Annotated in this window: 12 protein-coding genes; 9 read left to right on the plus strand and 3 right to left on the minus strand. The window is 71.7% G+C overall.

Annotated features, from left to right (window positions below):
• The first annotated feature begins 3 nt into the window (after positions 1 to 3).
• The 6 genes from B100_RS0107785 (at position 4) to pssA (ending at position 6,387) form a co-directional block, all read left to right on the plus strand.
• On the plus strand, positions 4 to 2,031 hold the full coding sequence (locus B100_RS0107785) for a protein meaA (protein ID WP_024883877.1): 2,028 nt from the start codon (positions 4 to 6) through the stop codon (positions 2,029 to 2,031).
• Positions 2,028 to 2,990, plus strand: a complete 963-nt coding sequence (locus tag B100_RS0107790) for an HpcH/HpaI aldolase/citrate lyase family protein (RefSeq protein ID WP_024883878.1) — start codon at positions 2,028 to 2,030, stop codon at positions 2,988 to 2,990. The genes B100_RS0107785 and B100_RS0107790 overlap by 4 nt, the downstream gene beginning before the upstream one ends.
• A gap of 5 nt (positions 2,991 to 2,995) precedes the next feature.
• Positions 2,996 to 3,508, plus strand: coding sequence for a MaoC family dehydratase (locus B100_RS0107795; RefSeq protein WP_024883879.1), 513 nt, complete (start codon positions 2,996 to 2,998; stop codon positions 3,506 to 3,508).
• Between the two features lie 2 nt (positions 3,509 to 3,510).
• A complete protein-coding gene (locus tag B100_RS0107800) occupies positions 3,511 to 4,725 on the plus strand; it encodes an acyl-CoA dehydrogenase family protein (protein ID WP_024883880.1) in 1,215 nt (404 codons plus the stop codon).
• A gap of 170 nt (positions 4,726 to 4,895) precedes the next feature.
• A complete protein-coding gene (locus tag B100_RS0107805) occupies positions 4,896 to 5,552 on the plus strand; it encodes a phosphatidylserine decarboxylase (protein WP_024883881.1) in 657 nt (218 codons plus the stop codon).
• A 22-nt stretch (positions 5,553 to 5,574) separates the two neighbouring features.
• Entirely contained in the window at positions 5,575 to 6,387 is an 813-nt protein-coding gene (gene pssA, locus B100_RS0107810; RefSeq protein ID WP_024883882.1) for a CDP-diacylglycerol--serine O-phosphatidyltransferase, read from the plus strand.
• Between the two features lie 257 nt (positions 6,388 to 6,644).
• Here the strand turns inward: pssA and B100_RS0107815 are convergent, their stop codons facing one another.
• Positions 6,645 to 7,745, minus strand: coding sequence for a glycerate kinase family protein (locus B100_RS0107815; protein WP_024883883.1), 1,101 nt, complete (start codon positions 7,743 to 7,745; stop codon positions 6,645 to 6,647).
• Positions 7,746 to 7,953: 208 nt separating this feature from the next.
• Between B100_RS0107815 and B100_RS0107820 the strand changes: the two genes are divergently transcribed.
• The 3 genes from B100_RS0107820 (at position 7,954) to B100_RS0107830 (ending at position 10,471) form a co-directional block, all read left to right on the plus strand.
• Positions 7,954 to 9,054 (plus strand): ADP-ribosylglycohydrolase family protein, encoded by a 1,101-nt coding sequence (locus B100_RS0107820; RefSeq protein ID WP_024883884.1) that lies wholly within the window; start codon positions 7,954 to 7,956, stop codon positions 9,052 to 9,054.
• Positions 9,055 to 9,189: 135 nt separating this feature from the next.
• The gene (locus B100_RS0107825; RefSeq protein ID WP_024883885.1) at positions 9,190 to 9,693 is read left to right on the plus strand and encodes an NUDIX hydrolase; all 504 of its coding nucleotides are present in this window, start codon (positions 9,190 to 9,192) and stop codon (positions 9,691 to 9,693) included.
• A gap of 52 nt (positions 9,694 to 9,745) precedes the next feature.
• On the plus strand, positions 9,746 to 10,471 hold the full coding sequence (locus tag B100_RS0107830; protein WP_024883886.1) for a Sir2 family NAD-dependent protein deacetylase: 726 nt from the start codon (positions 9,746 to 9,748) through the stop codon (positions 10,469 to 10,471).
• Between the two features lie 15 nt (positions 10,472 to 10,486).
• On the opposite strand, the gene B100_RS0107835 is transcribed toward B100_RS0107830, so the two are convergent.
• Together B100_RS0107835 and B100_RS0107840 are read right to left on the minus strand one after the other, a co-directional pair.
• On the minus strand, positions 10,487 to 10,969 hold the full coding sequence (locus tag B100_RS0107835; protein ID WP_024883887.1) for a methylated-DNA--[protein]-cysteine S-methyltransferase: 483 nt from the start codon (positions 10,967 to 10,969) through the stop codon (positions 10,487 to 10,489).
• A 22-nt stretch (positions 10,970 to 10,991) separates the two neighbouring features.
• On the minus strand, positions 10,992 to 12,476 hold the full coding sequence (locus B100_RS0107840; RefSeq protein ID WP_024883888.1) for an AlkA N-terminal domain-containing protein: 1,485 nt from the start codon (positions 12,474 to 12,476) through the stop codon (positions 10,992 to 10,994).
• Positions 12,477 to 12,484 lie beyond the last annotated feature (8 nt).

Consider the following 12,484-nt stretch of genomic DNA (forward strand, 5'->3'; position numbering starts at 1 on the left):
ACCATGACAGAGCGTCAGAAGGACCGTCCGTGGCTCATGCGGACGTACGCCGGCCACTCGACCGCCGAGGCGTCCAACGAGCTGTACCGGCGCAACCTCGCCAAGGGGCAGACAGGGCTGTCGGTCGCCTTCGACCTGCCGACCCAGACCGGCTACGACTCCGACCACGTCCTCGCCCGCGGCGAGGTCGGCCGGGTCGGCGTGCCGGTCGCGCACCTCGGTGACATGCGCCGGCTGTTCCAGGACATCCCCCTGGAGCAGATGAACACCTCGATGACGATCAACGCCACCGCCATGTGGCTGCTGGCGCTCTACCAGGTCGTCGCCGAGGAGCAGGGCGCGGACGTCACCAAGCTCCAGGGCACGACCCAGAACGACATCGTCAAGGAGTACCTGTCCCGCGGCACGCACGTGTTCCCGCCGGGACCGTCGCTCCGCCTGACCACCGACATGATCGCGTACACGGTCTCCCACATCCCGAAGTGGAACCCGATCAACATCTGCAGCTACCACCTGCAGGAGGCCGGGGCCACGCCGGTGCAGGAGATCGCGTACGCGATGTCCACCGCGATCGCCGTGCTCGACGCGGTGCGGGACAGCGGCCAGGTGCCGCAGGAACGCATGGGCGACGTGGTCGGCCGCATCTCCTTCTTCGTGAACGCGGGCGTCCGCTTCGTCGAGGAGATGTGCAAGATGCGCGCGTTCGGCCGCATCTGGGACACCGTCACCCGCGAGCGGTACGGCATCGAGAACCCCAAGCACCGCCGCTTCCGCTACGGCGTCCAGGTCAACTCCCTCGGACTGACCGAGGCGCAGCCGGAGAACAACGTCCAGCGCATCGTGCTGGAGATGCTGGCCGTCACCCTCTCCAAGGACGCCCGCGCGCGTGCCGTGCAGCTGCCCGCCTGGAACGAGGCCCTCGGCCTGCCCCGCCCCTGGGACCAGCAGTGGTCGCTGCGCATCCAGCAGGTCCTCGCCTACGAGAGCGACCTGCTGGAGTACGACGACATCTTCGAGGGCTCGACGGTGATCGAGGCGAAGGTCGAGGAACTGGTCGCGGAGGCGACCGCGGAGATCGGGCGGATCCAGGAGATGGGCGGCGCGATGGCCGCCGTCGAGTCCGGCTACCTGAAGTCCCAGCTGGTCTCCTCGCACGCCGAACGCCGGGGGCGGATCGAGTCCGGCGAGGAGAAGATCATCGGGGTCAACGCCTTCGAGTCCACCGAGCCCAACCCGCTCACCGCCGACCTGGACACCGCCATCCAGACCGTCGACCCCGCGGTGGAGGCCCGGGTGATCGCCTCGCTGCAGCACTGGCGCGACACCCGCTACCAGCCGCCCTTCAACCACCCGCGCCCCTGCAAGTCGCTGGAGAAGCTGAAGGAGGCCGCGCGCGGCACCGACAACCTCATGGAGGCCACCCTGGAGTGCGCCCGGGCCGGCGTCACCACCGGCGAGTGGGCCGGCGCGCTGCGCGAGGTGTTCGGCGAGTTCCGCGCGCCGACCGGGGTGTCGTCCGCCCCCGTGGCGGTCGCCGCCGAGGAGGGCTCCCCCCTGTCGGAGGTCCGCCGGAAGGTGGAACTCACGGCGAAGGACCTGGGCGTCGGCAAGCTGCGCTTCCTGGTCGGCAAGCCGGGCCTGGACGGTCACTCCAACGGCGCCGAGCAGATCGCCGTGCGGGCCCGCGACGCCGGGTTCGAGGTGGTCTACCAGGGCATCCGGCTCACCCCGGAGCAGATCGTGGACGCCGCGCTGGCGGAGGACGTCCACGCGGTGGGCCTGTCCATCCTCTCCGGATCGCACGCCCAGCTGGTGCCCGACGTGCTCGAACGGCTCCGTGTGGCCGGCGCCACGGACATTCCCGTGATCGCCGGTGGCATCATCCCCAGCGGTGACGCCGAACAACTGCGGGCCGCGGGAGTCGCCGCGGTCTTCACCCCGAAGGACTTCGACATCACCGGGATCATCGGCCGCATCGTCGACGAGATCCGCACCGCGAACAAGCTCGACCCCCTGGAGGTCCCCGCATGACCACGGTCAACCGCCTTCGCCCCCGGCGTTCCTGCCTGGCGGTACCCGGCTCGAACCCGCGCTTCCTGGAGAAGGCCCAGGGCCTCCCGGCGGACCAGGTCTTCCTGGACCTCGAGGACGCCTGCGCCCCGCTCGCCAAGCCCGAGGCGCGCCACACCATCGTGAAGTTCCTGAACGAGGGCGACTGGACCGGCAAGACGCGCGTGGTGCGCGTCAACGACTGGACCACGGAGTGGACGTACCGGGACGTCGTGACGGTCGTCGAGGGGGCCGGCCAGAACCTCGACTGCATCATGCTGCCGAAGGTGCAGACCGCCCAGCAGGTCGTCGCCCTCGACCTGCTGCTGACGCAGATCGAGAAGACGATGGGCTTCGAGGTCGGCAAGATCGGCATCGAGGCGCAGATCGAGAACGCCCAGGGCCTGAACAACGTCAACGAGATCGCCCAGGCCTCCCAGCGCCTGGAGACCATCATCTTCGGCCCGGCCGACTTCATGGCGTCGATCAACATGAAGTCGCTGGTCGTGGGCGAGCAGCCGCCCGGCTACCCGGCGGACGCCTACCACTACATCCTGATGAAGATCCTGATGGCCGCCCGCGCCAACGACCTCCAGGCGATCGACGGCCCCTACCTGCAGATCCGCAACGTGGACGGCTACCGCGAGGTCGCCCGGCGGGCCGCAGCGCTCGGCTTCGACGGCAAGTGGGTGCTGCACCCCGGCCAGGTCGAGGCGTCCAACGAGATCTTCTCGCCGTCGCAGGAGGACTACGACCACGCCGAGCTGATCCTGGACGCGTACGACTACTACACGTCCGAGGCGGGCGGCAAGAAGGGCTCCGCGATGCTCGGCGACGAGATGATCGACGAGGCCAGCCGCAAGATGGCCCTGGTCATCTCGGGCAAGGGCCGCGCCGCCGGCATGCGGCGCACGTCGAAGTTCGAGATCCCGGAGGCCTGAGGACCATGCAGTTCGGACGCACCTACGAGGAGTTCGAGGTCGGGGCGACGTACAAGCACTGGCCGGGCAAGACGGTCACCGAGTACGACGACCACCTGTTCTGCCTGCTCACCATGAACCACCACCCGCTCCACATGGACACCAACTACGCCGAGAAGACGACGGACTTCGGCAAGAACGTGGTGGTCGGGAACTACATCTACTCCCTGCTGCTCGGCATGTCGGTGCCGGACGTCTCCGGCAAGGCGATCGCCAACCTGGAGATCGAGTCGCTCAAGCACGTGGCGCCCACCTTCCACGGCGACACGATCTACGGGCAGACGACCGTCCTGGACAAGTGGCCGTCGAAGTCGAAGAACGACCGCGGCATCGTGTACGTCGAGACCAAGGGCCACAAGCAGGACGGGACCCTGGTCTGCGTGTTCCGCCGCAAGGTGATGGTGCCGACCGAGACGTACATCAAGGAGCGCGGCGGCGAGCAGCCCGGCCGCCCGGAACCGAAGCAGCAGGAGAAGTAGCCATGGCGCGACTCGCCCAGACGGCCGGTCTGACCGACGTCCAGCAGGAGATCCTCTCCACCGTCCGGGACTTCGTGGACAAGGAGATCATCCCGGTCGCCACGGAGCTGGAGCACCGCGACGAGTACCCGCAGCAGATCGTCGACGGGCTCAGGGAATTGGGCCTGTTCGGTCTGATGATCCCCGAGGAGTACGGGGGTCTGGGCGAGTCCCTCCTCACGTACGCGCTGTGCGTCGAGGAGATCGCCCGCGGCTGGATGTCGGTCTCCGGCATCATCAACACGCACTTCATCGTGGCGTACATGCTCAAGCAGCACGGCACGCAGGAGCAGAAGGACCACTTCCTGCCGCGGATGGCGGCCGGCGACATCCGCGGCGCCTTCTCGATGTCGGAGCCGGGGCTGGGCTCCGACGTGTCGGCCATCACGTCCAAGGCGGTGAAGGACGGCGACGAGTACGTCCTCAACGGCCAGAAGATGTGGCTGACGAACGGCGGAACGTCGTCCCTGGTGGCCGTTCTGGTGCGGAGTGACGAAGGACACTCCCCTGAAGAGGCAGCCGCCAAGCCGCACAAGTCGATGACCACCTTCCTGGTGGAGAAGGAGCCGGGCTTCGGCGAGGTCCGTCCGGGCCTGACCATCCCCGGGAAGATCGACAAGATGGGCTACAAGGGCGTCGACACGACCGAGCTCATCATGGACGGCCTGCGCGTTCCCGCCGATCGGGTGCTCGGCGGCGTCACCGGCCGAGGTTTTTACCAAATGATGGACGGGGTCGAGGTCGGCCGCGTGAACGTCGCGGCACGTGGCTGCGGCGTCGCTCAGCGTGCCTTCGAGCTGGGTGTCCGGTACGCCCAGCAGCGTCACACTTTCGGCAAGCCGATCGCCAAACACCAGGCCATCCAGTTCAAGCTGGCGGAGATGGCTACCAAGGTGGAGGCCGCGCATGCCATGATGGTCAACGCGGCACGCAAAAAGGACTCCGGGGAGCGAAACGACCTTGAGGCAGGGATGGCGAAGTACCTCGCCTCCGAGTACTGCAAGGAGGTCGTGGAGGACGCCTTCCGGATCCACGGCGGCTACGGCTTCTCCAAGGAGTACGAGATCGAGCGCCTCTACCGGGAGGCACCGATGCTGCTGATCGGTGAGGGCACCGCCGAGATCCAGAAAATGATCATCGGCCGCCGACTGCTCGAAGAGTATCGATTCCAGGGCTAGATGTCCGGATACGGGGTGTTTTCTTGAGGAAGAGGATCACACCCCGTATGCACTCTTCGGCCGCCGACTTGGTTGCCTGGCTTACCCAGTTGCGGCCGGGAGCCGCTACGATCGCCGGAAAGCCGCCGTCCCCCGCAGTTGCGCGGCATCATCCGCTACGAAGGTCATCCATGCCCCACAGCCAAACCTCTGCACACCGCGACAGCCTCGCCGGCGTACGCCTCGCGCGCGGAGCATCGCCGTGGCTTCTGCCGACCGTCGCCACCGCAGCCGTGAGTCTGCTCCGCGCCCGCCGCTCGGGCGCCGCCAAGGCCGTCGCCGTCCCCGCCACCGCACTCGCGGCGGGGATGCTGTGGTTCTTCCGCGACCCCGAGCGCGAGATCGCCCAGGGCAGGGTCATCTCGCCCGCCGACGGTGTGGTGCAGAGCATCATGCCCTGGAAGGACGGACGCACCCGCGTCGCGATCTTCATGAGCCCGCTCAACGTCCACGTGAACCGCGCCCCCCTGGCCGGCACCGTGACGTCGGTGGAGCACATCCCCGGTGGCTTCGTTCCCGCCTTCAACAAGGAGAGCGAGAACAACGAGCGCGTGGTGTGGCACTTCGACACCGAGCTCGGTGACATCGAGATGATCCAGATCGCCGGCGCGGTGGCCCGCCGCATCGTCCCCTACGTGCCGCAGGGCACCAAGGTCGAGCAGGGCGAGCGCATCGGCCTGATCCGCTTCGGCTCGCGCGTCGACATCTACCTGCCCGAGGGTGTGGAGGTCGATGTGGAAGTGGGTCAGAAGACCGTGGCTGGGGTGACTCGCATTGACCGTGGTTGATCCCGAGACCCAGGCCGGCTGGGTGCCGGAGGCCGACGAGGACGACGAGGAGATGCCTCTGTCGCTGCGCCTGTCGATAGCGGACACCCTCACGCTGGGCAACGCCACGTGCGGCTTCATGGCGGTGTACTTCACCACCACCGGCATCCTGATCCCTCATCTGCAGGGCAGCCAGGAGACCGGCATGGCCCGCCACAGCGCGGCCACCGCCGTCATCCTGATGCTGTGCGCGGCGGTCTTCGACCTGTTCGACGGCCTGGTGGCGCGCAAGCTGCGCTCCTCGCCGATGGGCGCCGAGCTGGACAACCTCTCGGACCTGATCAGCTTCGGCCTCGCGCCGGCGTACTTCGTGCTCGTCTACGGCATGGTCGCGGACGACGCGCACCAGAGAGTGGCCGCGGTCGGCGCGATCGTGGTGCTGCTGGCGGTGGTGCTGAGGCTGGCGAGGTTCTCCTGCGTCACCGTGAAGGACGGCACCTTCCAGGGCATGCCGTCGCCGTTCGGGGCGCTGACGGTCGTGTCGATCGTGCTGCTGGAGCTGCCGTTCGTGGCGACGCTGCTGGCGATCATCGGCACGGCGTGGCTGATGGTGAGCCGCGTGGAGTACCCGAAGCCGCGGGGCCGCCTCGCGGTGGCGATGCTCTCGTGGATCGTGCTGTCGATGGGGCTGCTGGCGGCGTGGGCGTTCGACGCGCCGAGCGGTCAGCTGCTCCTGCAGACGGGGTGTGCGCTGCAGCTGGTGATGGGCGCGGTGATTCCGCTCTTCGCCACGGCACGGCGGGTGAACAACTTCCGCGACAACCGTCGCGAGGCGCGGGCGGCGCAGCTGCCGTAACGCTGCCGCTGGGCTTCTGGGCCCCGGACCCGAGTCGGGTCCGGGGCCCTTTTGTCTGCACCGGGCGTGCGGCGGGCCTCTCCTGGAAGCTCCGCCCCCAGACCCCCGACCTTCGCCCACCCACCACCCGACTCGGGGGTGACATCCAGCCCGTCCGGCGTTTGAGGACGAGGCCCGTCAGGGCCGACAAGGGGGCCCGGGGCGCAGCCCCCGGGGTCGGGACGGGAAGGGGCGGCGGGGGCGAAGAACCGGGTCGGTCAGCTGAGGTAGTCACGGGCGATGCGCTCACCCGTGCGTTCCAGGATGGGCCCCGCATCGGCGATGCACACCGCGACGTCCGGCTCCAGGTCCGTCAGGGCGTACGCGCGCCGGATCCCGGCCCGCCCCAACGCCTCCGGCGGCAACGCCAGCCGCCCGCACACCGCGATCACGTCCTTCCCCGCGGCCCGCGCCGCCGAGGCCACCCCCGCCGGCGCCTTCCCGTGCAGCGTCTGCTCGTCCAGCGACCCCTCGCCCGTGATCACCAGATCGGCCCGCTCCAGCGCCGACGCGAACCCCAGCACGTCCAGCATCACCTCGATGCCCGGCCGGAACCGCGCCCCCAGCAGCAGCGCCCCGAAGCCGATGCCGCCCGCGGCGCCCGCACCCGGCGACCCCGCGTACGCGGAAGCGTCCAGCACCTTCGCGAAGTGCGCCAGTGCCGCGTCCAGCCGCCCGACGTCCTCCGGCGAGGCGCCCTTCTGCGGCCCGTACACCGCCGCCGCGCCCTTCGGCCCGGTGAGCGGGTTGTCGACGTCGCTGGCCAGCACGAACTCCACGGACCCGAGCCGCGGGTCGAGACCGGACAGGTCGGCCGACGCCAGCTCGGCCAGCGCCCCGCCGCCGGGCCCCACGGGCTCACCCGACGCCGTCAGGAACCGCGCGCCCAGCGCCGCCAGCATCCCCGCCCCGCCGTCGGTCGTCGCGCTGCCGCCGACGCCGAACACGATGTGCCGCGCGCCCGCGTCCAGCGCGGCCCGCAGCAACTCCCCTGAGCCGTACGTCGAGGCCGTGAGCGGCGCGAGGACCCCGTCGGGCAGCCGCTGCAGCCCGCTGGCCTCCGCCATCTCCACGACGGCGGTGCCGTCCCGCAGCGCGTAGGCCGCGGTCACCTCGTCGCCGAGCGGGCCGCGGACCCGGACCTCGTGCCGTGCGAACCCGGCCGCCACGGCCGCCGCGACGGTGCCGTCGCCTCCGTCGGCCACCGGCAGCGCCTCGACCGCGAGGTCCGCCCGGACCCTGCGCAGCCCGGCCGTCACCCGCTCGGCGACCTCCACGGCCGTCAGCGACCCCTTGAACTTGTCCGCGGCGACCAGCACCCGCTGTGCCGACGGCGTCCTACGCGTACCGCTTCCTGCAGCGTCCGCCACTTGCCTTCCCCTCGCTCATCGGGCCCCGCCCACGCCTGCGTGCCGGGGCCAGTCGCGCCGCTGCGACCCTAACCGCCGCACGCGGTGCCCGTCATGCCCGGACCGGCCCGTGGACCGGTCCCGCGCGCAACCGCCCGGAAACGGGTAGACCGGTCCCATGACCGCCACGACCGACGCGACCGACGGGCCCGACACGACCGACGGGCCCGGACTCGCCGACCGGATCCTCGGCGGCTGGCTGGGCCGGATCGCCGGCAACATGCTCGGCAAACCGGTGGAGCAGGGCGAGGTGTGGACGCGGGACCGCATCGACCGCTACCTGCGGGCGACGGACGCGCTGCCGCTCACCGACTACCTGCCCGGGCCGCCGTCCGAGAGCGAGGAGCGGACGCTGCGGCCGGAGTGGCGGTACTGCGTGCGGGGCCGGGTGCGCGGCAGCTGCCGGGACGACGACGTCGACTACGCGATCCTCGGCCTGCACCTGCTGGAGACCCACGGCTTCGGTTTCAGCACCGAGCAGGTCGGCGACCTGTGGCTGCTGCGGCTGCCGTACCTGCAGACCTTCACCGCAGAGCGGGCCGCGTACCGCAACCTCGCGAACGGTCTGAAGCCGCCGCTGACGGCGACGTACGAGAACCCCTACCAGGAGTGGATCGGCGCGCTGATCCGTGCCGACGTGCACGGCTGGACCTCGCCGGGCGCCCCGCGCCGGGCCGCCGCGCTGGCCCGCAAGGACGCCGTGCTGTCCCACACGGGCAACGGCGTGTACGGCGCGATGTGGGCGGCGGCGATGGTCGCGGCGGCGTTCACGGCGCCGACGGTGCGGCAGGCGGTGGACGAGGCGCTGACGGTGATCCCGGCGAGCAGCCGGCTGGCGCGCACCGTGCGCCGGGTGACGTCCCTGCACGGAAGCGGGCTGTCCTGGGAGGACTCCCTCACCACGCTGGAGGAGGAGACGGCGGGCCTCGGCTGGATCCACACGGTTCCGAACGCCGCCGTGCTCACCGCCGGCCTGCTGTACGGCGACGGCGACTTCACCCGGACCGTGGCGCTGACGGTGCGGGGTGGTCTGGACACGGACTCCAACGGCGCGACGGCCGGTTCGGTGGCCGGCGTGATGTGCGGCGCGGCAGCCGTGCCGGAGCAGTGGAAGGAGCCGCTGGAGGACACCGTGCGCAGCGCGGTCTTCGGGTTCGACGGGGTGCGGATCAGCGAGCTGGCGGAGCGGACGCTGCGGCTGGCGCAGGCGGAGGCCTGAGCTCTTGTCGCCGTCGGCCGTGCTCCGGCGTGTGCGCCCGCCGTGTCGATCAGGGGACGGCGTGTGCTGCCGTGCGCCGTCCGGGCAGGTGGCGACCGCCCCGGCGGGGCCCGTCGGCGCCGTTACCCTTCCCGCATGACCACCACGCAGGACACCCAGGACTTCGCCGGCTACGTCGCCTCCCTCCCCCGTGTACTCGCCGGGGCCGCCGCGCTCTTCCGCGACGCGGAGGGGCGGGTGCTGCTCGTCGAGCCGAACTACCGGGAGGGGTGGGCGCTGCCCGGCGGCACCGTCGAGTCGGACGACGGGGAGAGCCCGCGCGACGGGGCGCGGCGGGAGACGGCCGAGGAGATCGGCCTGGACCGTGAACTCGGCCGGCTCCTCGCGGTGGACTGGGTGCGGACGCCGGGCGTCCCGCCGCTGGTGGCGTACCTGTACGACGGCGGTGTGCTCGGTGCGGACGAGTTGCGGGCGATCCGGCTCCAGGAGGAGGAGCTGCTGTCGTGGCGGCTGGTGGAGCGCGAGGAGATCATGGCGCACCTGCCGGGCTCCCTCGGCCGCCGGGTGCTGGCCGCCCTCGACGTGCTCGCCGACGGCTCGGGCACGGCGGAGCTGGAGGACGGGCACCGGGTGCGCTGACCCGCCCGGAATCCGCTGGCCGCGCGCGCCCCGGCCGCCCTACCCTCACCGCATGAGCAAGCCCCTCGTCGCCCTCCTGACCGGCGCCGGCGTCAGCACCGACTCCGGCATCCCCGACTACCGCGGGCCCGCCGGGCTGTGGCGCCGCGACCCGGACGCCGAGAAGCTCGTGACGTACGCGTACTACATGGCTGATCCGGAGATCCGCCGCCGGTCGTGGCGGATGCGGCAGGAGAACGTCGCCGCGCTGCCCGAACCGAACGTCGCCCACCGCGCCGTGGCCGAGCTGGCGCGGTCCGGGACGGCGGTGCGGGTGATCACGCAGAACGTGGACGGGCTGCACCAGCTCGGCGGCATGCCGGACCGCAAGGTGCTGGAACTGCACGGCACGGCGCGCGGAGTCGTCTGCACCAACTGCGACGCGCGGACGCCGATGGAGGACGCTCTGGCCCGTCTGTCGGCCGGCGAGGAGGACCCGCCGTGCGCGGACTGCGGGGGCATCCTCAAGCCGGCGACGGTGATGTTCGGCGAGGCGCTCGACCCGGTGGTGCTCGGTGAGGCGGTGGCGATCACCAAGGCGTGCACGGTGTTCGTCGCGGCCGGCACCAGCCTCCAGGTCCATCCGGCCGCCGGCCTCGCGCAGGTCGCCGTCGACCACGGCGCCCGCCTGATCGTCGTCAACGCCGAGCCGACCCCGTACGACGCCCTCGCCGACGAGGTCATCGACGAGCCGATCGGCACGGCCCTGCCGGCGTTGCTGCGCCGGATCGCCGCCTAGAGCCGGGCCGCTCATCTAGAACAGGGCCGTCCCGCGTTCGAAGTCGAGCAGGCGCCGCTTGCGGTCCAGGCCGCCGCCGTAGCCGGTGAGGCCGCCGGTGGAGCCGATGACCCGGTGGCACGGCACGATGATGCCGACCGGGTTGCGGCCGTTGGCGAGTCCGACCGCGCGGGACGCCTTGGGGTTGCCGAGCAGGTGGGCGAGCCGGCCGTAGGTGCGGGTCTCGCCGTAGGGGATGCGCGTCAGCTGCTCCCACACCCGGCGCTGGAACGGGGTGCCGTGCAGGCGCAGGGGGACGGTGAACTCCTTCAGCTCACCCGCGAAGTAGGCGGCGAGCTGTTCGGTCGTCCCGGCGAAGGGAGTGTCGTCGGGGGCGCCGAAGGTCTCCTCGGCCGGGCGGTGCCGCTGGCCGGTCATGTAGAGGCCGCACAGGACGCCGTCGTCGGCGACGAGGGTCAGGGGCCCGTAGGGGCTGTCGGTCACGGTGTGCTGTCTCATCGGCTGCGAGTCCTCCGCTGCGTCAGGCCGGCAGGAAGTTGATCGGGTGGCTGTCCGTCGCCCAGAGGTACTGGACGGCGTAGGCGCGCCAAGGGCGCCAGGCCGACGCGCGGGCGGTGAGGGCGGACGGGGTGGCGGGCAGGCCCAGGTCGCGGGCCGCGCGGCGGACGCCGAGGTCGGTGGGGAGGAAGGCGTCGGGGTCGCCGAGGGCGCGCATGGCGATGACGTCGGCCGTCCAGGGGCCGAAGCCGGGGAGGGCGAGGAGCGCGGCGCGGGTCGCGGACCGGTCGCTGTCGGCGCCCAGGCGGAGGTCGCCGTCCGCGAGCCGGCGGACCAGGGTGGTCAGGGTGGTGCGTCGGGTGCGGGGCATGGCGAGGGCGTCCGGGTCGAGCGCGGCCAGGTGCTCCGGGGTCGGGAAGAGGTGGGTGAGGCCGCCCTCGGGGTCGTCCACGGGGGTGCCGTGCGCGGTGACCAGGCGGGCCGCGTGGGTGCGGGCGGCGGCCGTCGACACCTGCTGGCCGAGGACCGCGCGGACGGCGAACTCCGCCTCGTCGACCGTGCGCGGCACCCGGCGGCCGGGTGCCTTGTCGACGAGGGGCGCGAGCGCGGGGTCGGTCCGCAGCTGCTCGTCGACGGCGACCGGGTCGGCGTCGAGGTCGAGCAGGCGGCGGCAGCGGCTGATGGCGACGGTGAGGTCGCGGGGGTCGCCGAGGGCGAGCCGGCAGGCGATGTGGTCGGGGCGCGGGGCCAGCGTCACGATGCCGTGGCCGTACGGGAGCCGCAGGGTGCGCCGGTAGGTACCGTCCCTCCATTCCTCCACGCCGGGCACGGCGGTCGCGGCGAGGTGGCCGAAGAGGTTGTCGGGGTTGAGCGGGGCGCGGAACGACAGGCGCAGGGAGAGCGTGCCCGGGGTGTCGCGGCGCGCGGTGTCCCGCGGGGTCCGGGCACGGAGCTCGCTCGGGGTGAGCGCGTACACGTCGCGCACGGTGTCGTTGAAGGTGCGCACGGAGGAGAAGCCGGCCGCGAAGGCGACGTCCGCCATGGGCAGGTCCGTCGTCTCGACGAGCGTCCGCGCGGTCTGCGCGCGCTGGGCGCGGGCCAGGGCGAGAGGGCCGGCGCCCAGCTCGGCGTACAGCTGGCGTTCGATCTGCCGGGTGCTGTAGCCGAGGCGGGCGGCGAGTCCGGTGACGCCGTCGCGGTCGACGACGCCGTCGGCGATCAGCCGCATGGCGCGGGCCACGAGGTCGGCCCGCGTGTTCCACTCCGGGGAGCCGGGGCTGGTGTCGGGGCGGCAGCGCTTGCACGCCCGGAACCCGGCCTGCTGGCAGGCGGCCGCGCTCGGGTGGAACACCATGTTCTCCGGCTTGGGCGGGACGACGGGGCAGCTGGGGCGGCAGTAGATGCCGGTGGTCAGGACGGCGGTGTAGAACCAGCCGTCGAACCGTGCGTCCTTCGACCGCACGGCGCGTACGCAGCGTTCGGTGTCGGTGTACATCCCCTGGTGCATGTCTCCAG

It is taken from the genome of Streptomyces sp. CNH189 (genome assembly GCF_000527195.1).

Excerpts from the sequence above, each read along its gene's own strand:
- B100_RS0107820 (WP_024883884.1), top strand. The coding sequence starts at position 7,954 with ATGACCGCCACGACCGACGCGACCGACGGGCCCGACACGACCGACGGG.
- B100_RS0107805 (WP_024883881.1), top strand. The coding sequence starts at position 4,896 with ATGCCCCACAGCCAAACCTCTGCACACCGCGACAGCCTCGCCGGCGTA.
- B100_RS0107800 (WP_024883880.1), top strand. The coding sequence starts at position 3,511 with ATGGCGCGACTCGCCCAGACGGCCGGTCTGACCGACGTCCAGCAGGAG.
- B100_RS0107795 (WP_024883879.1), top strand. The coding sequence starts at position 2,996 with ATGCAGTTCGGACGCACCTACGAGGAGTTCGAGGTCGGGGCGACGTAC.
- B100_RS0107785 (WP_024883877.1), top strand. The coding sequence starts at position 4 with ATGACAGAGCGTCAGAAGGACCGTCCGTGGCTCATGCGGACGTACGCC.
- B100_RS0107835 (WP_024883887.1), bottom strand. The coding sequence starts at position 10,969 with ATGAGACAGCACACCGTGACCGACAGCCCCTACGGGCCCCTGACCCTC.
- B100_RS0107840 (WP_024883888.1), bottom strand. The coding sequence starts at position 12,476 with ATGCACCAGGGGATGTACACCGACACCGAACGCTGCGTACGCGCCGTG.
- B100_RS0107825 (WP_024883885.1), top strand. The coding sequence starts at position 9,190 with ATGACCACCACGCAGGACACCCAGGACTTCGCCGGCTACGTCGCCTCC.
- B100_RS0107790 (WP_024883878.1), top strand. The coding sequence starts at position 2,028 with ATGACCACGGTCAACCGCCTTCGCCCCCGGCGTTCCTGCCTGGCGGTA.
- B100_RS0107830 (WP_024883886.1), top strand. The coding sequence starts at position 9,746 with ATGAGCAAGCCCCTCGTCGCCCTCCTGACCGGCGCCGGCGTCAGCACC.